Genomic DNA, 22127 nt, shown 5'->3' on the forward strand with positions numbered 1-22127 from the left:
TGCCTCTTATCGCTTTGCTAGTTCTTCTTGCAACAGCTTGTTCACAACGCCTGGATTCGCTTGTCCTTTGGTTGCTTTCATGATTTGACCAACTAAGAAACCAACTGCGCGGTCTTTTCCGTTTTTGAAGTCATCGACGGATTGTTGGTTGTTATCTAATACTTCATTGATCATTGGTAGTAATTGCGCAGGATCTGATAATTGGATCAATCCTTTGGCTTTTACGACTTCTTCAGCGTCGCCGCCGTTTGTGATCAATTCTTTGAAGACTTTTTTCGCAATCTTCGAACTGATGGTGCCATCGGCGATCAAACGAATCATTCCCGCTAAATTGTCTGGGGTTAATTTTGTTTCTGGCAGTTCCAATTTTTCACTGTTCAGATACGCTGAAACTTCCCCCATCAACCAGTTAGAAGCTTGTTTGGGATCAGCACCGGCATCAATGGTTTTTTCAAAGAAATCGGACATTTCTTTTGATAAAGTCAAGACCATTGCATCGTATTCTGGTAAGCCCAATTCAGAGATGTAACGGGCACGACGTTTTTGCGGCATTTCTGGCAAGCTTTGACGTACCCGTTCGATCCATTCATCATCGATCACAAATCGTGGGATATCTGGTTCTGGGAAGTAACGATAATCAGAAGAACCTTCTTTGACACGCATCAATAAAGTTTTGCTGGTTGCTTCATCAAAACGACGAGTTTCTTGTTGGATCTCGCCTCCAGAAAGCAATACTTTGGCTTGGCGTTTTTCTTCAAATGCTAAACCTTTTTTCACGAAGGACATAGAGTTTAAGTTTTTCAATTCTGTTTTTGTTCCGAATTGTTCTTGGCCGTAAGGTCGCAACGAAATATTGGCGTCGCAACGCATGGAACCTTCTTCCATCTTCACATCAGATACTTCTGTAAACAAGATGATTGAGCGCAATGCTTCTAGATACGCATATGCTTCTTCTGGTGAACGCATATCTGCTTCGGAAACGATCTCGATCAAAGGGGTTCCTTGACGATTTAGATCAACATAAGAATAACCGCCTTTGCCGTGCATGTTTTTCCCGGCATCTTCTTCCAAATGAACTCGCTCAATGCGGATTTTTTTCTTTTTACCTTCCACTTCGATTTCAATCCACCCATCATGACCTATCGGTTGATCGAATTGTGAAATTTGATAGGCTTTTGGATTATCAGGATAGAAATAGTTTTTGCGGTCGAAATGTGTTTCTTTTGAGATTTCACAATTCAACGCAAGCGCAGCTTTCATCCCAAATTCGATAGCCGCTTTGTTCATTACTGGTAAAACACCTGGATAGCCCCAGTCGATCACATTCGTGTTGCTATTTGGTTCAGCGCCAAAGTGAGCAGGTGCTGGAGAAAAAATCTTTGATTCTGTTTTTAATTCTACGTGGACTTCAAGCCCAATGACTGTTTCGAAGTTCATGCCTTATCCCCTCCTAAAATCACTGGTTTTTTCGTGTGGAAATCAGTTGCTTGTTCAAAGGCATAAGCCGCTTTATACATGGTTGCTTCATCAAAATGTTTCCCAATGATTTGCAAGCCGACAGGCAGTCCTTCAGAAAAACCTGCTGGAATCGACATCCCTGGCAGTCCTGCTAAGTTCACAGGAATGGTTAAAATATCATTCAAGTACATAGTGATCGGATCATTGATATTTTCTCCAATACCAAATGCTACCGTTGGGGAAGCTGGGCCAATGATCAAGTCGTATTGGCTGAAGACCTTATCGAAATCTTGTTTGATCAACGTTCGTACTTGACCGGCTTTTTTGAAGTAGGCATCGTAGTAGCCAGCACTTAGTGAAAACGTACCTAACATGATCCGACGTTTTACTTCTTCCCCGAATCCTTCACTGCGCGAATTAACATAGACATCTTCTAAATTGCTGACATTTTCTGAACGGAAACCGTAACGGATGCCGTCAAAACGTTGCAAATTAGAACTTGCTTCTGAAGAAGCGATGATATAGTAAACAGCTACCCCATACTTTGAATGTGGCAAGCTGACTTCTTCCACGGTCGCACCTAACGCACGGAAAGTGTCTGCAGCTTTTAAGATCGCTTCTCGGACGCCCGCTTGAATTCCTTCGCCTAAGTATTCTTTTGGCAAAGCAACTTTCATGCCTTTGATATCACCAGTCAGACCTGCTGTAAAATCAGGAACAGCTGCCCCGGCTGACGTACTATCTTTTGCATCAAACCCACTGATGGCATTTAATGCGATGGCATTGTCTTTCACACCACGGGTCATTGGACCAATTTGATCTAACGAAGATGCAAACGCGATCAAACCAAAACGAGAAACCCGTCCGTATGTTGGCTTCAACCCGACGATTCCATTGAAAGCTGCTGGTTGGCGAATCGAACCACCCGTATCGCTACCTAATGATAAGGGGATTTGTCCCGCTGCAACGGCAGCCGCCGAGCCACCTGATGAACCACCAGGTACTTTTGTCTCGTCCCAAGCGTTTTTTGTTTTCTTAAAGAACGACGTTTCCGTACTCGCCCCCATCGCAAATTCATCCATGTTTAACTTACCTACTGGAATCATGTCTGCTTGGTAAACTTTGTCCATGACGGTTGCATCGTAGATTGGGTCAAAGTTGCCTAAAATTTTAGAAGCAGCTGTTGTGCGTAGATCTTTGGTAACAATGTTATCTTTGATCCCAATGGGAATCCCTGCCAACACATTGCTTTCAGTGATACCTTTTTGATCGATAGCTTGCGCTAACGCATGGGCTTTTTCTTCGTTCAATGCAAGAAACGCATCAACTTTTGGCTCTGTTTCTTTAATGCGAGCAAAGGTTTCGCTCGTTAGATCTGTCGCAGTGATTTCTTTTGATACTAATAAGCTATGCAATTCTTCTAAGCTTTTATTATATAGTTCAGTCATTAGGCACCCGCCTCCCCATTGTCAATGATTGCAGGCACTTTAATAAAGCCTTCTTCAGATTCTGGAACATTTTTCATTAATTCATCACGGTCCCAGCCACCGGTCGTTACATCTTCACGCATCACATTGATCGTTTCTGCGACATTCGATGTGAATGGTACTCCTGTGGTGTCCACTTCTTCAAGTGTTTCAACCATATCAATAATTTTTCCTAGCTGAGAGGTAAACTCATGTAATTCATCGTCTGAGAATGAAAGTTTTGCTAGTTTGGCAACGTGTTTGACTTGTTCTTCGCTGATCGCCATAAAATCCTCCTCTTTCTCGTATCCGTAATCTACGTTTACGTTTTTCCAATGTATTGTATCATTTTTTTAACAAATCATGAAATAGAATTTGAAAATTATCAAATATAATTGCAAATAAAAGCAGAAATCATTTCTTTCCTCGTATTGCAGGGAAGAAATGATTTCAATTAGACAAGAAGAAACAACTGCTTCTCGTCTGTGACAATACTTAACAGTTATTGTTCTGCCGAATGACTGCCTTCGATCGCAGCCACCATTTGAGCTTCATCCCAAACGGTAACGCCTAGGGACTGGGCTTTGGTCAGTTTACTGCCAGCCTCTTCCCCGGCAACAACGATATCAGTCTTTTTCGACACACTTCCGGTGACTTTTCCACCAAGGTTTTCGATTCTTTCTTTGGCTTCTTCGCGGGTGAAATGACTCAATTTCCCTGTCAAAACGACTGTTTTCTCTTTAAATGGCGACTCCACTTCTTCCAATTGATCCGTTCTCAGCCCTAGATAAGCAAAGTTAACACCCGCTTTTTCAAGTTCATCTAAAAGGTCGTGAACTTCTTGATTGTCAAAATACGTAACGACACTTTCTGCAATTGTAGCACCAATGGTTTCCAACGAAATGATCTCTTCTTCTTTGGCTTTGCTAAGGGTCCGAAGGTCACCAAAATGTTCCGCTAAAATCCGAGCCGCTTTGGCACCAACATGACGGATGCCTAGCCCGAAAATCAAGCGCTCAACTGAATTTTCTTTGCTTTGATGGATGGCACGCAAAAGGTTATTAGCTGATTTCTCTTTGATTTTATCGAGGGTCAGCAATTGTTCTTCTGTTAAAAAGTACAAGTCGGCCACATCTTTGACTAAGGATTTATCGAACATTTGCTCTAAAACACGTGGCCCTAAACCATCAATATTCATAGCATTTCGGGAAACAAAGTGGCTTAAGCCCTCTTTAATCTGCGCTGGACACTTCGGATTGATACAACGCAAGGCAACTTCTTCATCTAAATGGATCAGCTCACTCCCACATTCGGGACAATGTGTAGGCGCTTCAAAGGGTTCACTTGTTTCCGTGCGTTTTTCTTCCAAGACTTTCGCAACCTCTGGAATAATGTCCCCCGCCTTATAGATGATGACCGAATCGCCAATGCGAATGTCCTTCATTTTAATGAAATCTACATTATGCAAACTGGCGCGGCTGACCGTCGTTCCGGCAACCCGGACAGGGGTCATAACAGCGGTCGGTGTCACAACACCCGTTCGTCCCACGGTCCATTCGATCGTTTCGATCACTGTTTCCGCTTCTTCCGGTGGAAATTTATATGCCGCCGCCCATCGGGGTGCTTTTACGGTAAAGCCTAGCGCATCTTGATCTTTAAAATTATTGACTTTGATGACAACACCATCAATCTCGTAAGGAAGCTCACTGCGCTTGTCATGAAACTCTTCGATATATGCCCACACCTCATCGATGGTGTGGCACACTCTGCGTTCGTGATTTGTACGAAAGCCTAATTGATCTAATTCATTCAATGCCGAAAATTGATCATTGGCTTCAATCGGACCAAAATCAGCCAGTGTGTACAAGAAGGTGCTTAAGTTTCTTTGGGCTGCGATCCGTGTGTCTAATTGTCGCAAGCTTCCAGCAGCTGCGTTTCTCGGATTGGCGAAAACTTCCACCCCTTCTTCTTCTCGCTGTTGATTCAACTTCAAAAACGAAGCCTTTGGCATATAGCATTCGCCACGAACTTCCAACGAGATTGGTTCTTTTAATTTTAGTGGGATCGATTTGACGGTCTTTAGGTTTTCTGTAATGTTTTCACCTACCGTACCATCCCCTCGAGTTGCTCCCCGAACAAAGCGCCCTTCTTCATATTTTAATGAGATAGACAATCCATCGATTTTTAACTCGCAGACATAATCTACCGCTTTCCCCAATGCTTTTTGAACACGGGCATCAAAAGCCACGATTCCTTCTTTATCAAACACATCGTTCAAACTATAAAGTGGGATATCATGGGTGACTTTTTCAAAGCCAGGTAAAATGATGCCACCTACTCGTTGGGTGGGCGAGTCTTCGGTTACTAGCTGCGGGTAGTTGGTTTCAATTTCAACCAGTTCTGCATACAGCTGATCATAGAGATAATCTTCAACAGAAGGTTGATCTTTTACATAGTATTCGTACGCGTACTGATTTAATTGCGTACGTAGCTCTTCTGCTCGTGATTGGATTTCTTTTGAAGGGACATCCATCCTAATATCCTCCTTATTTTTCAACTTTTTCAATCGGCGCAAAGGCCGCCAACAGTCGTTTGACGCCTTGTTGTGGGAATGCCACATCTAATTCGATGTCTTGCGCGCTGCCAGTCGTCCGAACGACCGTACCGATTCCCCATTTTTTATGTTGAACTTTCTCGCCAACTTGCCATGTATTCCCCGCTGCAGAGGTCTGTTGCTTAGAAGTGACGGTCGTTTGACGCGGCTGTGTATAGCTCGGTTTAAAGACTTTTGGTTGAAACGGTGCAGCAGCTTTCGGCTGTGAACGCTCGCCTAATGATTGCAGCAGATCTTGTTCGATTTCTTCGATAAACCGTGACGGGCGATTGTATTGGGTACGGCCGTATAATGTTCTGGAAAAAGCGTTGGTCATAAAGAGCTCTTCCTCAGCACGAGTGATTCCCACATAAGCAAGGCGCCGTTCTTCTTCGAGTTCGCTTTCTTCCATTAAAGCCCGAGAAAGCGGGAAGATATTTTCTTCCAAACCAATCAAGAATACCACTGGAAACTCCAGTCCTTTTGCAGCATGCAAGGTCATCAACGTCACTTGACTACTTTCTTCTTCATAACTATCGACGTCTGACAATAAAGCTAAGTCATTTAAGAAAACACTCAACTTCTCATCTGGTGCATCTGCATCGTCTTCGTTTTGCGCCTCAAATCGTTTATCGAATTCTTGGGTAACCGATAAAAATTCTTCCAGGTTTTCAAGTCTAGCTTTTGCTTCTAAATTATTCTGGTTGACTAACTCTTGACGATAACCCGTCTTTTCTAATATTTCTTTCGTCAGTTCAGTTACTGAGAGGTAAGGAACCATTTGGGCGAAGCCATCCATCATCATCCCAAAGCTTCCTAATTCTTTGCCGGCCTTTCCAGAAATATTCGCCAACTCGACGTTCATGGCTGCTTCTAGCAATGACCACTCATGAAGATTCGCAAAATCTCGTAGTTTTTCGACGGATGTCGCACCGATCCCACGTTTTGGTACATTGATGATTCGTTCCAAGCTGATGGAATCACGAGGATTGGCGATCGCCGATAAATAAGCCAAAATATCACGGATTTCTTTGCGGTCATAGAACTTTCTGCCGCCGACCATCGTATAAGGAACGTTGGCTTTTAAAAGCATTTCTTCAATGATCCGTGACTGGGCGTTGGTCCGATACAAAATCGCAAAATCACCGAATTTACGGTTCTTTTCTGCAATTTGTTTCTGCATTTCACTGACGATAAATCGCGCCTCATCTCGTTCACTATCCCCGCGATAATAAGTGATTTTTTCCCCATCACGATTTTCTGTCCACAGATTTTTGTCTGGGCGGTTGCGGTTATTTTTGATTACTTGGTTTGCCGCATTTAAAATCGTTTGCGTTGAACGATAGTTTTGCTCTAACAAAATCGTCGCGGCATCCGGATAGTCTTTTTCAAAGTCTAAAATATTTTGCATGTTGGCACCACGCCAACCGTAAATACTTTGGTCCGCATCCCCAACAACACAAAGATTTCGAAAACGAGCGGCCAATAAATTGACCAGCGTGTATTGGGCGTGGTTGGTATCTTGGTATTCATCGACATGGATATAGTGGAATTTCCGTTGGTAAAATTGCAGCGCATCTTCATTGTCTTGGAAGAGGCGGATCGTATTCATGATTAAATCATCGAAGTCCATGCATTGATTATTGCGCAGCTCTTTTTGATATTTTTCATAACAACGACCCACGATCTGCTCAAATAGACTACCTTCCATGGCTTGGTAAGCTTCAGGTGTCAATAGCTCGTTCTTTGCATGAGAGATCGTTCCCAAAATGGAACGAGGATCATATTTTTTGGGATCGATATTCAATTCTTTTAATACCCGTTTCATCAGGGTATTTTGTTCAGAAGAATCAACGATAGTAAAATTCTTCGAATAACCGATTCGATCAACATCTCTGCGCAAGATTCTGACACACATCGAGTGGAAGGTCGAGACCCAAACGTCTTCTCCACCGGAACCTAATAATTGGCTTACCCGTTCCTTCATTTCCCGCGCCGCTTTATTGGTAAAAGTGATGGCTAAAATGTTCCATGGATTTACATTTTTTTCTTCTATTAAATAGGCGATTCGGTGGGTTAGGACACGGGTCTTCCCGCTTCCTGCCCCTGCCATCAGCAGCAACGGTCCTTCCGTATGCATAACGGCTTCTTTTTGCCGTGGATTCATGCGTTCAAGTAATTCACTTTTGGATGACATGCTTTTAAACATCCTTTCTTTCTCAATCTTCTCAATTATAGCATTATCCGGGAAAGGGGAAAACCGAACGCTTTGAAAACTTTTAATTAAAAGCGCTTTGATTTTAGTACTCACGATGCCATCAGTTTTGAAAGAAAAAAGTCAGTCTATTGTTTGTTTACATAATAAAAAGGCTGTAAACTTACAGCCTTTTTATTATGTCTATTGCAAGAGATCAGCTAAAGTATTTCTCTACTAGCTTTTCATTCACATAGATTGACACTTGGCCATCATTTACCGGGAAAAGTCCTTTTCCGGTATCATCTAAAACAACTTTCGCTTCATTATTTCTCAATATATCTACGAATGTCTCTCCACCATGGATCGCGCTGATGGTCATTTCTTTTTCCGCACCTTGAGCATTGGTCATCACGACCGCCAATCCAGAAAGTTCGTGTTCATAATCCCCCGTTAATACCCAACCAATACAATTAGAATCATCAAAATAGTCCACTTGATTCCCAAATGCAAGCTTCTCTCGAAGTTTTAACATATGGATCAAAGCATCACCAACAGGAGCGATTTCTTGCGCTGGGATTCCGAATAAGTCACCCCAGAAAACAACCGGTACACCCGCTTTTCGTAAAAGGATCAATGAATAAGCATGGACTTTAAACCAACCGTCTATCCAAGATTGTAAACTTTGACCAACCTGTGTATCATGATTGTCCACAAAAGTCACGGCATAATCTTCGCGCGCGGCAGTCAGTGTACCGGCAAAAATTTGACTCATATCATATTCGCCGTTTGAGTGAGATGCTTCATATAAATTATAGTGCAAAGGCACATCGAATAAATAAATCAGATTTCCTGAAGAATCTAAATACTCTTCTAATTTTGGCAGATCCCCTGACCAATATTCTCCCACAACGAATAGCGGTTCGCCTTTTTCTTCCCGACGGTTCAAGATCCAGTCCGCATAATAATTGAACTCAATGTGTTTGACCGCATCTAAGCGATAGCCATCAACACCAGTCAGCTCTTGGTACCATTGCCCCCATTTATTGAGCTGTTCCACCGTCTCAGGATTTTCCATGTCCAGATCACAACCCATTAAGTAGTCATAATTGCCCATCTCATCATCCACTTGGCTTTCCCAGCCCTTATCAGCGAAGTTAAAAATCCCGTGGTCTTTGTTACGGTCATCATAATCAACACCAGAAAAATTATGCCACGTCCAAACGTAATCATTGTACGTCCCTTGACGTCCTGGGAATGTGAACTTGGTCCAGGCTTCGATTTCTTCCTCATCACTGATCGGTTCATTACGGTTTTCGGTATTGTATTTAACCGCTGGAACGACTTCTTTTTCATCGGCACCAATCAAGTGATTGAAAACGATGTCGGCATAAACCTCTATTCCTTGTTCTTGCAGTGCTTTGATGGCTTCTAAGTATTCATCCTTTGTCCCATATTTTGTTGGCACCGACCCCTTTTGATCGAATTCGCCTAGATCATAATAATCATAGACACCATACCCAACGTCTTCGGACCCAGCTGTCCCTTTATAGGCAGGCGGCAGCCAAATTGCGGTAAATCCATACTCTTTGATTTCTTTACTCATTTCTTTCAATTTGTTCCAGTGTTGGCTATCTGCCGGCAGGTCCCATTCGAACCCTTGTAAAATGACTTTGTTATTCATTTATTTATCCCCCCTTAATTCAATTAAGCCAAATAATAGTAAAAATTGTCAAATATAAGGACAGCAATCTCAGGAAAATGAAGGTTAGCATGACCGTTTGTGACCGATTTCTATTATTCACGCTTTCATTTTGAATGTTTTTCACTGTTTATGATTGATTTTGAATGAATCATATGTTACTATGGCAGGTGAAGAGGTGATGTAAATGCTTACAGAGGAGCGGCATCAAGCGATTTTGGCACGATTAGAGCAAGAGGAGATCGTCAAAGTCAGTGAACTGATCCAACTGCTGGATGCTTCAGAGTCAACAATCCGCAGAGATCTCCAAGAACTGGAAGATAAAGGGTTTCTAGTTAGAATTCACGGCGGGGCCAAAAAAAGCCAGCAATTAGGTTTTGAACCCAACATGTCTGAAAAAAAAGCGAAGTTTCAAATAGAAAAACAAAAAATTGCTCGCGCAGCCGCACAAACGATCAAAAATGGTGAAGTCATTTATCTAGACGCAGGAACAACGACCCTTGAAATGATTCCTTTCTTATCGACCATCACAGCGCTGAAAGTTGTCACGAACTCCGTCAAGCACGCTTCCCTACTGATTGATCACGGGATCGACACCATGATTTTAGGGGGAACCATTAAGATAGCTACGAACGCTGTGTTAGGGATCAATGCCGGTGAACAGTTGCGTAAATTGCGCTTTAACCGCTGTTTTATGGGCATGAACGGTGCTCATTCGGAAGCTGGTTTCACCACACCCGATCCAGAAGAAGCGCTGATCAAGCAGATCGCTCTGGAACATAGCCAACAAGGCTATGTCTTGCTAGACCATTCCAAGTTTCAGCAAACAACTTTTGCTCAAGTTGCTTTTATTGAAGGTGCAACGATCATCACCGATTATTGCCCAAAAAACTATTTAGCGAAATTCAGAGCAAAAACAACCATTATGGAGGTAATACAATGATTTACACAGTAACACTCAATCCATCGATCGACTTTATCGTCCACGTCGATCATTTGGAGATCGGTGCCCTTAATCGAATGAAACAAGACTTTAAACTACCTGGTGGCAAAGGAATCAATGTCTCACGTATTTTGAAGCGAATTGGCATCTCCTCGACTGCCCTTGGTTTTGTTGGCGGATTTACTGGTCGTTTTATTGAAGAGTGGCTGACCAAAGAGGAAATCAACAGCAATTTTACGCAAGTCGCTGCCGATACCCGGATCAATATCAAATTAAAATCCGGCGAAGAAACAGAAATCAACGGCCTTGGTCCAGTCATTCAAGAGCAAGAAATCGCTGAATTGAAACACCAATTAGCCGCTCTTTCTGCCGAAGACATCGTCATCCTATCAGGAAGTAAACCAGCTGGTCTTCCAGCCGACTTTTATAAAGAATTGATCAAAATCGTTAAAGAAGCTGGTGCAGAATTTGTCATTGATACGACTGGTGCGGAACTATTTGATGCCTTATCCGATCAGCCTTTGCTGATCAAACCAAATAATCATGAATTAGCGGAACTTTATGAAACTTCTTTTTCAACAATCGAAGATATTTTGCCTTATGGCCAAAGAATGCTAAAGGATGGCGCTAAAAATGTCATCGTCTCTCTAGGTGGTGATGGTGCCCTGCTCTTTACTGGCAATGAGATCTATCGCTCCAATGTGTTGAAACGACCTTTGAAAAATTCAGTTGGCGCTGGAGATTCCATGATTGCTGGATTCATTGGGCGTTATGCAAAGACCAAAGATGTGGTTGAAGCATTCAAATGGGGAGTCGCTTGTGGCAGTGCCACTGCGTTTTCAGATGATTTAGCTGAGGCGTCATTTATCGAAGAATTACTACCGGAAGTCATAATTGAACAAGTGAATCTATAGGAGGATGGAAAAAATGAAAATCAATGAGTTGATGCTGAAAGATGCCATGATCATGGACTTACAAGCAACAGACAAAAAAGGTGCCATTGATGAAATGGTAGCAAAATTATATGCTGTCGGACGGATTTCAGATGTCGAAATCTACAAAGAAGGAATTCTTGCCCGAGAAGCCCAAACCTCAACAGGGTTAGGTGACGGCATCGCAATGCCCCATGCCAAAAACAGTGCAGTCAAAGAAGCGACGGTTTTATTCGCAAAGAGTAATGCGGGTGTCGACTATGAGGCGTTAGATGGACAACCAACGTACCTCTTCTTTATGATCGCAGCACCAGAAGGAGCAAATGATACTCATTTACAAGCGTTAGCAGCTCTATCTCGCTTATTGATCGATCCAGATTTCGTTGCTAAACTAAAAACAGCGACAACTGCTGATCAAGTACAACAACTTTTCTCAGAAGCTGAGGCACAGCAAGAAGCCGATGCTTTAGCAGAAGAAGCGGCAAACCAAGAAGCAGCACCTGCTAGCGAACGTCCCTATATCGTCGCAGTTACAGCTTGCCCGACAGGGATCGCCCACACCTACATGGCAGAAGATGCTTTGAAAAAGAAAGCCAAAGAACTTGGTGTTGACATCAAAGTCGAAACAAATGGTTCAGAAGGAATCAAAAATCGTTTAACAGAAGCTGATATCGCCCGAGCTGCTGGTGTGATCGTAGCTGCCGATAAAAAAGTTGAAATGGATCGCTTTGACGGTAAACATTTAGTAAACCGTCCTGTGAGCGATGGTATCCGTAAGACCGAGCAATTAATCAATGAAGCATTGAGCGGAACTGCTCCTGTTTTTCACGGTAGTGGCCAAGCTTCTGATAAAGAGGACGCTTCTGCTGATGGTTCAGTCGGTCAACGAATCTATAAAGATTTGATGAATGGTGTTTCTCACATGTTACCATTTGTTATTGCCGGTGGAATCATGATCGCTATTTCCTTCATGGTGGACCAGTTCATGGGTGTCCCTCAAGATGCCTTGAGTCAATTAGGAAACTACAACCAAGCCGCTTCTTGGTTCAATCAAATCGGTAGCGCGGCATTTGGTTTTATGTTACCTGTCTTAGCTGGTTTCATCGCTTCAAGTATCAGTGACCGACCTGGATTGATCGTCGGTTTCGCAGCAGGTGCCCTAGCAAATACGGGTGGTGCTGGATTCTTAGGAGCATTGATTGGCGGTTTCTTAGCTGGTTATGTCATCAAGTTCTTGCGTTCATTATTCAAAGGTTTACCAAAATCATTAGAAGGAATCAAAACGATCCTTTTCTACCCTGTTTTCGGCCTATTGATCACTGGCTTCTTGATGTTACTGATCAACGTGCCAATGAAAGCCATCAATGACGGTTTGAATAGCTTCTTGACTGGCTTAAGTGGTACCAACGCCGCTTTACTTGGTGCTTTGTTAGCAGCAATGATGGCAGCCGATCTAGGTGGCCCAATCAACAAAGCCGCTTATGTTTTCGGTACTGCAACATTGGCAACGACCGTTGCTGAAGGTGGTAGCGTCGTGATGGCATCTGTAATGGCGGGCGGAATGGTTCCTCCATTGGCAATCTTTGTCGCAACGTTATTGTTTAAAAATAAATTCACCAAAGACCAAAAAGAAGCTGGTTTAACAAACATCGTCATGGGGCTATCCTTCGTCACAGAAGGTGCGATCCCATTTGCAGCAGCAGATCCATTGCGGGCGATCCCAAGCTTTATCGTTGGTTCTGCACTGACTGGTGCGCTTGTCGGTGCCTTTGATATCCAATTAATGGCACCACATGGTGGGATCTTCGTTGTTCTATTATTATCTAAACCAATTTTGTTCTTGCTATTCATCTTAATCGGTGCGATCGTTTCTGGCGTTGTATTCGGTTTGTTGAAAAAAGCGCCTGAACAAGCTGCCTAATTGAAAAGACCCGCAAGATCCTCGTGATCTTGCGGGTCTTTTTCATTCTTGATTGGTAAAGAGCTGCTGTTCGACTAGCTTTTGGGTATTCATAAAATACACTCGAAGTTTCTTGCCATTCTTTTTTAGATTGACCCACGTATATTTGCGCGTGCGGTGCAAATACCCAAAATGAACATCCGGCATCGCTGCTTTCAATCCGTCTATCGGCAGCTCCTTCAAGGCTGTTTCTGGTAAATAAAATTGTAAGCAAGCTGTGTAGTCTTTAAAGCGATCCTCTGAGTAATCAATTTCGAGGTGATTCCGAATATAAAAGGCATATGCCTCGACCCCATCATCTACAGTCAATTCCGGTTTTAATACAATATAATCCATCATGCGCAACCGATCTTGGTCGATCCAAGGAAAATACGCTTGTGCATTCAAGTAACCTTTCACCCGTCGCTCCTGGTACTCTTCGTTCACCAAATCGAAGCTTCGAGTGACGAAATGTGTCGCGTTACGCTTAGTCGTCGGCTGCAGCCGATCATTTTGGTACTGGATGGTTTGGATCAATTGGTCGCCAAAGGCGTACTCAATATATGGTTCCCTCAAAATACCGACGCCATTATCCCATGTCAATTGATCGATCCCAGTTTGATCGCGAAACAAACGCTGGTATGAAAGATTCAACTCGTGATCCCACTGAAACGGATCGCGATACAATTCCACCATCACGATTCCCTGATCTCTAACTTGGACCTGCTCGACTTGTTGCGCATCCGTAATGATCACCTGAGGAATAATACGAGCATAGAATACCGAAAAGTACATTCGCCAACAAGAGGTCAGTGTGTAGCCATTGTAAAAAACATCGTACCCAGCAAATTGATTGCAATCAATAACGATCTCTTGTTCAAAATTTTTCCGCTTCGGTAACGCGTTGATTTCAGCAATCGATTGAAAATTTTGTCTTTTCTCGATTCGCTCGACGTTATGCATCAGGTACTCATCATATGAACGCAAATAGCCAAACATTCCATCTCTTTGCATCGTTTCATCGAAGTAACTTAAAATCACTGTTTTCTGTGTGGAAAATACGTCTTTCGTAAACAGGTGCCGTTGTAAAACAGCCTCTTGAATGATATGGATACTGGACTCATTTTGGCCGTCCGTCACAATCAATTCAGTATTGATTTCTTCAGGGGCGCTATGCAGCAGTTGACTGACCTCATCAAAATCATAAGGTTTCTTTTCTTGCTGATTGTAATAGTATTCCGTCGGCTGATAGCTAAGACGAACCAAAGCGAACCAATTTTCAATCAACAAACGCAACTGTGATGCTTCCATTTGTGTCGATTGTAGAAAGCCGTAAATTTTTTCAGTTTTGATCATCGCTATCCCTCTTTTCTATCCCCTTTCTTTAATTATAGTAAAGGGAGAAACGATTGAACACTATTTCGCTTTTTTTTGGTGAAATCTACGACCGTTCGTGGTAAACTAAAGGCGCTTGGAGGTGAACCTTATGGGCTTAAAATTCCAACGAGAAGACTCGCTAGATAAAATGTTTGATGATTTTGCCTTTCTTCCCGATAACGATAAGGACAATAAAAAGCAACAAAACGATATTGAACGTTTCTTAAAAAACGAACCTGATGATGAGAATAAAAAACAACCAAAAGATAGTAAGAAAGCAGACTAATAAAAAAGGCAAAGGACGCTTCCGTCCCTTGCCTTTTTACTTATGCGAATAGAAAATGAGCCACTGAGTCTACTTAAATGCAGCAATCAGAATTGGCATCTAATGGTTTCCTTATAGCTCTTCATACATCATGCTTTGACGTAAGCGCACCAAGCCAATGGTCAACAAGCAGAGAATAAGGAAGACGGCTGCTAAGATCGTCATCACGAAGATCACCACAAAAATCGGTGAATTTGTAAAATGAATCATTGGTTCAAAGATAGTGGTCTTGATCAAGTCAGGGATCTCCGAAGCTAAGAGTTGTTGAATGGCTTGGTTAAAATCCTCTGTGGTTGAATTTGATGGCAAAACAGCCATAAAACTCCCCACGCCGTAATTGGCAACCCCAATCCACGCAATTGCGACATTTGCTAAAGCGAGCCAGCCAATGCCAAGATTACCGACAACAATCGAGCCGACAGCAAGATTGCCAATCCCAACTAAAAAGCCAAAACAGAGGTTCCCTATTGCAATAACACCGGTGCTGACTGTCCCAATCCCCAGCATTCCGAAGGACAATAAGCCAATCGATAAAAAACCTAAGCTGACAATTCCCAAAGCAATAACCCCTTTGGCTTTGACACCAAGACTAAACCAGCCGCTGGCAGTTGGTACCTCTTTCATCAGAACAAAAAACTCTCGAACGCTCGTCACTTGATTCAGTAATAAGAATAAATTGGGAATCAAAATGTGCATTAACGGAAGCCGTAGAACCCTCCGTTCACTTTTGTATTCATAATAGTAGGTTTCTTTCTTTTCTTTTAATAGCTCTTCCACTGGAGTGCCTAATAAATCGGCGAGACGAACCAATGTCTCGATGTCTGGCAACCCATTTCCTCGTTCCCATTTTGAAATGGCCTTATCAGAAACAAATAACCTCGCAGCTAATTCCTTCTGGGTTAAGTTATGTCTTGATCGATAGTCTTTTAATTTTTTACTTAATGTTTCATGCATTCGACCACACCTCCTTGTTACAAGTTTAACAAATATTAAGGAGATTTTCGCTGAAATTGGGCAAATTTGGCACTCTACGCTCCGTAGAATAGCCTAAATCCCCAATTTTTACTTTTAAAAAGCAAAAAAACGAAGGGAGCGACTTGCTCGCTTCGTTTCTTTATTAATGACTTTAGTCAGTTTCGTTCGCGTAGCGTACGAAACAAAAAAACCGCGCGTTTCTACGCGTGGACGAAATAGCTTTAGCGATAAAAAACTCCTTTCGATATACTAATAGTGGCTACCAACCGCATATCAGATCGAAAGGAGTTTTTTTATGTCTAACGACGATAAAAGTTTAGCACATACCAGATGGAATTGTAAGTATCACATAGTCTTCACCCCGAAGTATCGACGAAAAGTGATTTATGGAAAGTTAAGAGTAAGTATTGGTCAGATATTAAGAAAATTGTGTGAGATGAAGGATATTGAAATCATTGAAGCTCATGCCATGCCTGACCATATTCATATGTTAGTAAGAATACCACCAAAGATTAGTATTTCTAGTTTTATGGGCTACTTAAAAGGACGAAGTGCAACCTTAATCCATGAAAAACATGCGAATTTGAAATATAAGTATGGGAATAAAAGCTTTTGGTCCAAAGGATACTACGTGAGTACGGTTGGGTTAAATCAAAAAACAATCGAAAAATATATTCGAGAACAAGAAGCAGATGATCGAATAAGAGATAGTATAAGTAAACAAGAGTATGTAGATCCATTTAAATAGTTAAAGAGAGATAGGGCTATGAGCGGTTGGTGGTCATTTAAAAAGCCCCTTTTAAGGGGCTAGCGAGTGGTGAGCCCTTCTAGGGCTGTTAAAAAGCCACCCGTTTCACGGGTGGATATTTACTCAAAATTATTTGATTGCTGCTTCGATGGCTTTCCATGCTTCTTCTTTTCCTTGTTTGGTAATGGAAGAAAAAAGAATGAACGTATCAGCTGGATCAAAGGACAACGCTTTTTTGATCATACTTTCATGCTTATTCCATTTCCCACGAGGGATTTTGTCTGCTTTGGTGGCAACAACGATCACAGGGATCTCATAATACTTTAAAAATTCATACATTTGAACATCTTCTTGGGAAGGTGCATGGCGCAAATCTACCAAAGATACTACTGCTCGCAGCTGCTCTCTTTGTTCGAGGTACGTTTCAATCATTTTTCCCCATTTTGCTCGCTCGGTTTTTGATACTTTTGCATAGCCATAGCCAGGGACATCGACAAAATGCAGCGTATTTTCAATCAAATAAAAATTCAATGTTTGGGTTTTCCCCGGTTTTGACGAGGTTCGGGCTAAGTTTTTACGGTTAATCAATGTATTGATAAAGGAAGATTTACCGACATTGGAGCGCCCTGCTAAGGCAATCTCCGGTAAGGGTGTATCTGGGTATTGTGCTGGTGAAACAGCACTAATGACGATCTCAGCTTCATGTACTTTCATTGGATCGCTCCTTTTCATTTTTTTCAAAAAGAAAGCCGGATAGCAATGAAACTATCCGACTTGGTCTCGATTAGACTGCTTTTTTTGTCTCTTCATTGTAAATGATTTTTGGTTCGCCAAGTCCTTTCGCAGCTTCTTCCGTAATAGTGACTTTTTGAATCGACTCATCAGAAGGAACATTGAACATGACTTCCATCATGATATTTTCGATGATCGAACGTAATCCACGAGCACCGGTGTTTCGCTCAATTGCTTGCGCAGCAATCGCACGTAAAGCCTCTGGCTCAAATTCGAGTTCTGTGTCATCTAATGCCATCAATTTTTGATATTGTTTGACAAGGGCATTTTTTGGTTCAGTCAAAATATGCACTAAATCATCTACCGTCAATTTCTCTAAAGCAGCCATCACTGGCAAACGGCCGATAAATTCAGGGATCAAACCGAATTTAAGCAAATCTTCAGGAATGATCTGTTGCATCACGCTCTCGCCTTCTTCAAGACGTTTGTTGTTTGTACCAAACCCAATGGTTTTTTCACCTAAGCGGTTTTTAACAATTGTTTCGATCCCGTCAAACGCCCCACCAACGATAAAGAGAATATTGGTCGTATCGATTTGGATCATCTCTTGATGCGGATGTTTCCGTCCCCCTTGAGGCGGCACACTAGCAGTGGTTCCTTCTAGGATTTTCAGCAAAGCTTGCTGAACACCTTCACCGGAGACATCACGAGTAATCGATACATTTTCACTCTTACGGGCGATTTTATCGATCTCATCAATATAGATAATCCCTTTTTCAGCCATTTCTACATTATAATCAGCAGCTTGTAAAAGCTTCAAAAGAATATTTTCCACATCTTCACCGACATAGCCGGCTTCTGTTAAACTGGTTGCATCAGCGATTGCAAAAGGCACATTCAGTGAACGTGCTAGCGTTTGTGCCAAAAATGTTTTACCTGAACCTGTTGGTCCGATCAAGCAAATATTGCTTTTCTGTAACTCCACATCTTCAGCTGTCGTTTCTACATTGACGCGTTTGTAGTGATTATAAACCGCTACAGCCAATGTTCGTTTGGCACGATCTTGTCCAATCACATATTCATTGAGGACATTCAATAGTTCTTGCGGTTTCGGCACTTCGGTAAACTCCCGAACTGCTTCTTCGTAAAACTCTTCATCAATGATTTCTTTGCACAAATCAATGCACTCATTACAGATATAGACCCCAGGCCCTGCAACGATCTTTTTCACCTCTTCTTGCGTTTTTCCGCAAAAAGAACAACGAACAGCTTCATTACCGTTTGTATTATCGTACATACTGTTCACCCCTTGAAAATTTTCCAACCTATTTAAAGGAGTGGAATTTGGTTTACTAACTTTGCAGTCTTAAACAATCATATCATAACTTTTTTGAAAGAAAAAGTCATTTTTACTTTGCCTAACGTTTTCTTATCATTTGTTAGTAATTCCGAAATACCCCCTATTTACTCCCATGAAAAAACGGCCAACACCACTAGATGTTCGCCGTTTTTAGAGTTTTGCCTACGCTTCTTTTGCAGTACCTGTTACAAGTTCAACTGCTTTTTTCATTGTAATATCATGTTTCAACATGTCTTCTGTTAAGACGCGTTTGATTTGATCTACTGGCATATTGTAAGCTTCAGAAAGTTCTTTGATTTCTTTTTCGATATCTTCTTCTGTTGCTTCCAAACCTTCTTCTTTAGCGATTGCTTCAATGACAAGGTTTGTTTTCACGCGTGTTTCTGCTTCGCCTTCAAATTGTGTGTGAAGATCTGCTTCAGTTGAACCAGTTAATTGATAATACATTTCTGGTGAGATTCCTTGACGTTGCATATTGTTCAAGAACTCATCCATTGAACGGTGTACTTCATCATGTACCATTGAATGTGGTAATTCAACGATTTCTGCGTTTTCAACTGCTTGACGGATCGCAGCTTCATCTTTTGCATCTTCTGCTGCTTTTTCTTTTGTTTCAGTCAATTCAGCACGATATTTTTCTTTTAATTCAGCTAATGATTCAACGCTGTCATCAACGTCTTTTGCGAATTCATCATCTAATTCAGGAAGTTCTTTTGCTTTTACTTCGTGAACCGTTACTTTGAAGACTGCTTCTTTACCAGCTAAATCTTCTGCTTGATAATCTTCTGGGAAAGTCACGGTAACGTCTTTGCTATCGCCAGCTTTTGTTCCTACTAATTGTTCTTCAAAACCAGGGATGAATGAGTTTGAGCCAAGTTCAAGTGAGTAGTTTTCACCTTTGCCGCCTTCAAATGTTTCTTCTCCTAAGAAGCCTTCAAAGTCGATAACGACTGTGTCGCCATTTTCAGCTGCTTCGTCTTCTTTGATAACTAATTCAGCTTGTGCTTCTTGTTCGCGTTTGATGCGTGCATCAACGTCTTCTTCTGTTACTTCACGGTCTTGTTTTTCAACAGTTAAATCTTTGTAATCACCAAGTTTTACTTCAGGTTTTACAGTAACTTCTGCTTTGATTACCCAGTCTTGACCTTTTTCCATGCTGTCAACGTCGATTTTTGGTTGCGAAACAGGATCGATCCCTGCTTCTTTTACAGCAGCTTCATAAGCTTCTGGAAGAACAGCGTTCAATGCATCTTCATACAACGCTTCTTCGCCGTACATACGGTTAAATACTTGGCGTGAAACTTTCCCTTTACGGAAGCCAGGTACGTTAAGATTGCCTTTCACTTTATTGAATGCAGTCGTCAAGCCTTTTTGGATTTCCGCTTGAGCGATCGTAAATGTCAAAACACCATCATTGGTGCCTGTTTTTTCCCATTTTGCAGTCATTTATTTCCCTCCGAATATTAATTGATTTACATATGAAATAGCTTCATGCATACCTTTAAATAGTACACTAACGTTGTTTAATTGTAAACATTTTACCATGAAAGTTGCGAATTTTTCTTTCAGCGAATGCTCAAACGTAGGATATTGCGCAAGTGTCGTTTGCGTTCTTCTATTTCATTGTCTGCTTTTGGCTGTTCTTTTTCTTCAAATAACCCGCGATAATCTTCAATGTAGCTTGCCACCCATGCGTTTGCCTCTTCTTTTGCCGGTAAAAACGGGTAACTTATCGTTAAATGATCATCGATTTCTGCTGAGACACTTTCCGCTAAAATCGGGTCCTCTTGGGCGATCGTTTCTTCGATCGCTTTATGGATCGCTTTAACAGCGTCATCCTCCTGTAAAAGTTTTAATTCTTTCGGAACGATTTGCTGCATATTCCCAAGGTAATCGATTAGGTCAAAAGGTTCGTCCACTTCAAGACGCACGAGCTCATCCACTAATTTAGGTAGCAAATACGGATTTTTGATGGAAGCCAACGTGTCATGCATCAGCGAGATAAATTGTGATTTGGTAATTGCTTGGGTAAAAACGTGCCACTCTGTTGCACTCACCGGTTGATTGGCTTCATCTAATGCGCGTAAATGCTTGCGTTTCCCATGAAAATCTTCCAATCCTAAAATTTGTTGTACTTCTTCTACTTTAGCTAGTTCACTAGCCAACTGTTCCTGATAGCGTTTTGGAATTTTTGTTTTCTGACCTAATGTAAGCCAGCGCCGAGTTTTTAAGTATTGACCATCCAAGATCAGCAGATGACCAATTTGTAAAAAACCATCAGTTTGTTTCAAATAATCATCTAGATAGTCTTCCGCAAGATCTAACGCTTTGGCAAAATCATTCAGCTGTTGCAAGCATTCCACGAGCCATTGATTGATCTCAAAACTGGCGTTTTTTTGATAAAGTTCATTGTACAAACGATAAGCCTGCAAAAACTCTTTTGACTGGTAGGCTTTTTCTGCCGCCAGACGAAGCCGCTCATTTGGTCCTGGGAAATCAATCGTCTCACCCATTCACGATCCCTCCTTTACTAATTGCTTGATCTGCTAGTTAGTTTTGTGCACCAATCATTACGTGATTGGCATCCACCTGTTTATTAAAGGCCTTGATCAAATTGATGGTTACCACACTTGTTTCTGCAAAATAATCCGCAGCCTGCTGCTTATTTTTATTAAAGACGATTGGTAAATAACCGAGATAAAAGAAAACATTGAATTGCAGCACATAGCGCCCGCAAAGTTCGCGAATCAAGACCGTTTGCCAACTGAGTTCTTCTTCTACAAAAGAAATAACTCGGATGCCAAAGAGCATTTTCCCAATTGTTTGGCCATGATTCAGCTTCGTCATCAGAACAAAATAGCCCAGATAGATCGCTAAGGCACAGATGTTGTAAAGACCAAACCGCTGATTGGTTGCCGTTAGATTCGCTAGATTATAGATACTGCCAATCGTTATTTGCGTGATTGCCCGGATCACTAGAAGATCCACTAAAAAAGCAAACAAACGAATCCAAAAACCGGCAAAAAAGTAGCTAGGAAAGTCATTAAAGAACCGTTTGTCTTCGGTCTGTTTTTCAGGTTCTTCAAAATGCTGCCACGCTTTTTGTCTTTCTTCGATCTCACTTTGGTTATACTCTTCTTCTTGAAAAGACGTCAAGACTTGTTGATAAAAATCATCGGGATGGTTTACTTGTGCGTTCTTCATCGCTTTGCTGGCGTTTACTGGTTCGGCTGTTTCTGAAACCTGCGCTTCAGTTCGCACATCCGTATGACCGGTTGACGGTGTGGAGGTTTCGCGCTGTTCCCTTTGATCGATTGTTGTACTTGTGTGACTGTCATCCGTTGACGATGTGCCAGTGGAATACTTGTTTTTATCTGTCATAG

At 41.9% G+C, this 22127-nt stretch carries 18 protein-coding genes; 5 read left to right on the forward strand and 13 right to left on the reverse strand.

The features are described from left to right. Positions 1 to 6: 6 nt before the first annotated feature. The 6 genes from gatB to IGJ42_RS08825 form a co-directional block, all read right to left on the reverse strand. The gene (gene gatB, locus IGJ42_RS08800) at positions 7 to 1437 is read right to left on the reverse strand and encodes an Asp-tRNA(Asn)/Glu-tRNA(Gln) amidotransferase subunit GatB (protein WP_005225979.1); all 1431 of its coding nucleotides are present in this window, start codon (positions 1435 to 1437) and stop codon (positions 7 to 9) included. Beyond that, positions 1434 to 2906, reverse strand: coding sequence for an Asp-tRNA(Asn)/Glu-tRNA(Gln) amidotransferase subunit GatA (gene gatA / locus IGJ42_RS08805; protein ID WP_005235733.1), 1473 nt, complete (start codon positions 2904 to 2906; stop codon positions 1434 to 1436). Before gatA ends, gatB begins: the two co-directional genes overlap by 4 nt. Next, the gene (gene gatC, locus IGJ42_RS08810) at positions 2906 to 3211 is read right to left on the reverse strand and encodes an Asp-tRNA(Asn)/Glu-tRNA(Gln) amidotransferase subunit GatC (protein WP_005225977.1); all 306 of its coding nucleotides are present in this window, start codon (positions 3209 to 3211) and stop codon (positions 2906 to 2908) included. Before gatC ends, gatA begins: the two co-directional genes overlap by 1 nt. 215 nt (positions 3212 to 3426) lie before the next feature. Next, the gene (gene ligA, locus IGJ42_RS08815) at positions 3427 to 5457 is read right to left on the reverse strand and encodes an NAD-dependent DNA ligase LigA (protein ID WP_086299399.1); all 2031 of its coding nucleotides are present in this window, start codon (positions 5455 to 5457) and stop codon (positions 3427 to 3429) included. Between the two features lie 13 nt (positions 5458 to 5470). Then, positions 5471 to 7714, reverse strand: coding sequence for a DNA helicase PcrA (gene pcrA / locus IGJ42_RS08820; protein ID WP_430615197.1), 2244 nt, complete (start codon positions 7712 to 7714; stop codon positions 5471 to 5473). Between the two features lie 214 nt (positions 7715 to 7928). Then, positions 7929 to 9395 (reverse strand): alpha-amylase, encoded by a 1467-nt coding sequence (locus IGJ42_RS08825; RefSeq protein ID WP_420657525.1) that lies wholly within the window; start codon positions 9393 to 9395, stop codon positions 7929 to 7931. Positions 9396 to 9600: 205 nt separating this feature from the next. Here IGJ42_RS08825 and IGJ42_RS08830 point away from each other — a divergent pair, with 205 nt between their 5' ends. The 3 genes from IGJ42_RS08830 to IGJ42_RS08840 are packed head-to-tail and all read left to right on the forward strand — an operon-like array spanning position 9601 to position 13209. Further along, a complete protein-coding gene (locus tag IGJ42_RS08830; protein WP_420657524.1) occupies positions 9601 to 10356 on the forward strand; it encodes a DeoR/GlpR family DNA-binding transcription regulator in 756 nt (251 codons plus the stop codon). Continuing rightward, positions 10353 to 11270 (forward strand): 1-phosphofructokinase, encoded by a 918-nt coding sequence (pfkB, locus tag IGJ42_RS08835; protein WP_008380122.1) that lies wholly within the window; start codon positions 10353 to 10355, stop codon positions 11268 to 11270. Before IGJ42_RS08830 ends, pfkB begins: the two co-directional genes overlap by 4 nt. Positions 11271 to 11283: 13 nt before the next feature. Continuing rightward, positions 11284 to 13209 carry a PTS fructose transporter subunit IIABC gene (locus tag IGJ42_RS08840; RefSeq protein ID WP_005235722.1) on the forward strand — a complete coding sequence of 642 codons (1926 nt, stop codon included), beginning with the start codon at positions 11284 to 11286 and terminating at the stop codon, positions 13207 to 13209. Positions 13210 to 13251: 42 nt separating this feature from the next. Here the strand turns inward: IGJ42_RS08840 and IGJ42_RS08845 are convergent, their stop codons facing one another. Further along, entirely contained in the window at positions 13252 to 14583 is a 1332-nt protein-coding gene (locus tag IGJ42_RS08845) for a hypothetical protein (protein WP_016611865.1), read from the reverse strand. Between the two features lie 130 nt (positions 14584 to 14713). Between IGJ42_RS08845 and IGJ42_RS08850 the strand changes: the two genes are divergently transcribed. Then, positions 14714 to 14890 (forward strand): SPJ_0845 family protein, encoded by a 177-nt coding sequence (locus IGJ42_RS08850; RefSeq protein ID WP_005235717.1) that lies wholly within the window; start codon positions 14714 to 14716, stop codon positions 14888 to 14890. 111 nt (positions 14891 to 15001) lie between these two features. Here IGJ42_RS08850 and IGJ42_RS08855 read toward each other — a convergent pair whose 3' ends face one another. Further along, the gene (locus tag IGJ42_RS08855; RefSeq protein WP_005235716.1) at positions 15002 to 15883 is read right to left on the reverse strand and encodes a helix-turn-helix transcriptional regulator; all 882 of its coding nucleotides are present in this window, start codon (positions 15881 to 15883) and stop codon (positions 15002 to 15004) included. A 316-nt stretch (positions 15884 to 16199) separates the two neighbouring features. Between IGJ42_RS08855 and tnpA the strand changes: the two genes are divergently transcribed. Next, positions 16200 to 16652, forward strand: coding sequence for an IS200/IS605 family transposase (gene tnpA / locus IGJ42_RS08860; RefSeq protein WP_430615199.1), 453 nt, complete (start codon positions 16200 to 16202; stop codon positions 16650 to 16652). Positions 16653 to 16781: 129 nt separating this feature from the next. Here the strand turns inward: tnpA and yihA are convergent, their stop codons facing one another. The 5 genes from yihA to IGJ42_RS08885 all read right to left on the reverse strand — a co-directional run bounded on the left by yihA (position 16782) and on the right by IGJ42_RS08885 (position 22125). Next, positions 16782 to 17366, reverse strand: a complete 585-nt coding sequence (gene yihA, locus IGJ42_RS08865) for a ribosome biogenesis GTP-binding protein YihA/YsxC (protein WP_008382206.1) — start codon at positions 17364 to 17366, stop codon at positions 16782 to 16784. A 70-nt stretch (positions 17367 to 17436) separates the two neighbouring features. After that, positions 17437 to 18681 carry an ATP-dependent Clp protease ATP-binding subunit ClpX gene (gene clpX / locus IGJ42_RS08870; protein ID WP_005235713.1) on the reverse strand — a complete coding sequence of 415 codons (1245 nt, stop codon included), beginning with the start codon at positions 18679 to 18681 and terminating at the stop codon, positions 17437 to 17439. A gap of 225 nt (positions 18682 to 18906) precedes the next feature. Next, the gene (gene tig, locus IGJ42_RS08875; RefSeq protein ID WP_005235710.1) at positions 18907 to 20190 is read right to left on the reverse strand and encodes a trigger factor; all 1284 of its coding nucleotides are present in this window, start codon (positions 20188 to 20190) and stop codon (positions 18907 to 18909) included. Positions 20191 to 20309: 119 nt separating this feature from the next. After that, complete coding sequence (locus IGJ42_RS08880) at positions 20310 to 21257, reverse strand: hypothetical protein (RefSeq protein ID WP_301389851.1); 948 nt, start codon at positions 21255 to 21257, stop codon at positions 20310 to 20312. A 37-nt stretch (positions 21258 to 21294) separates the two neighbouring features. Beyond that, positions 21295 to 22125, reverse strand: coding sequence for an RDD family protein (locus IGJ42_RS08885; RefSeq protein WP_429960750.1), 831 nt, complete (start codon positions 22123 to 22125; stop codon positions 21295 to 21297). Positions 22126 to 22127: the final 2 nt, after the last annotated feature.

The organism is Enterococcus sp. DIV1067f (assembly GCF_050543505.1).
GTDB lineage: Bacteria > Bacillota > Bacilli > Lactobacillales > Enterococcaceae > Enterococcus_D > Enterococcus_D entomosocium.

Bases quoted from the DNA above. Each gene is read 5' to 3' on its own strand.
- IGJ42_RS08830 (WP_420657524.1), top strand. From the start codon at position 9,601: ATGCTTACAGAGGAGCGGCATCAAGCGATTTTGGCACGATTAGAGCAA.
- gatB (WP_005225979.1), bottom strand. From the start codon at position 1,437: ATGAACTTCGAAACAGTCATTGGGCTTGAAGTCCACGTAGAATTAAAA.
- IGJ42_RS08845 (WP_016611865.1), bottom strand. From the start codon at position 14,583: ATGATCAAAACTGAAAAAATTTACGGCTTTCTACAATCGACACAAATG.
- pfkB (WP_008380122.1), top strand. From the start codon at position 10,353: ATGATTTACACAGTAACACTCAATCCATCGATCGACTTTATCGTCCAC.
- IGJ42_RS08855 (WP_005235716.1), bottom strand. From the start codon at position 15,883: ATGCATGAAACATTAAGTAAAAAATTAAAAGACTATCGATCAAGACAT.
- IGJ42_RS08885 (WP_429960750.1), bottom strand. From the start codon at position 22,125: ATGACAGATAAAAACAAGTATTCCACTGGCACATCGTCAACGGATGAC.
- gatC (WP_005225977.1), bottom strand. From the start codon at position 3,211: ATGGCGATCAGCGAAGAACAAGTCAAACACGTTGCCAAACTAGCAAAA.
- tig (WP_005235710.1), bottom strand. From the start codon at position 20,190: ATGACTGCAAAATGGGAAAAAACAGGCACCAATGATGGTGTTTTGACA.
- IGJ42_RS08850 (WP_005235717.1), top strand. From the start codon at position 14,714: ATGGGCTTAAAATTCCAACGAGAAGACTCGCTAGATAAAATGTTTGAT.
- IGJ42_RS08840 (WP_005235722.1), top strand. From the start codon at position 11,284: ATGAAAATCAATGAGTTGATGCTGAAAGATGCCATGATCATGGACTTA.
- gatA (WP_005235733.1), bottom strand. From the start codon at position 2,906: ATGACTGAACTATATAATAAAAGCTTAGAAGAATTGCATAGCTTATTA.
- ligA (WP_086299399.1), bottom strand. From the start codon at position 5,457: ATGGATGTCCCTTCAAAAGAAATCCAATCACGAGCAGAAGAGCTACGT.
- pcrA (WP_430615197.1), bottom strand. From the start codon at position 7,714: ATGTCATCCAAAAGTGAATTACTTGAACGCATGAATCCACGGCAAAAA.
- yihA (WP_008382206.1), bottom strand. From the start codon at position 17,366: ATGAAAGTACATGAAGCTGAGATCGTCATTAGTGCTGTTTCACCAGCA.
- IGJ42_RS08825 (WP_420657525.1), bottom strand. From the start codon at position 9,395: ATGAATAACAAAGTCATTTTACAAGGGTTCGAATGGGACCTGCCGGCA.
- tnpA (WP_430615199.1), top strand. From the start codon at position 16,200: ATGTCTAACGACGATAAAAGTTTAGCACATACCAGATGGAATTGTAAG.
- clpX (WP_005235713.1), bottom strand. From the start codon at position 18,681: ATGTACGATAATACAAACGGTAATGAAGCTGTTCGTTGTTCTTTTTGC.
- IGJ42_RS08880 (WP_301389851.1), bottom strand. From the start codon at position 21,257: ATGGGTGAGACGATTGATTTCCCAGGACCAAATGAGCGGCTTCGTCTG.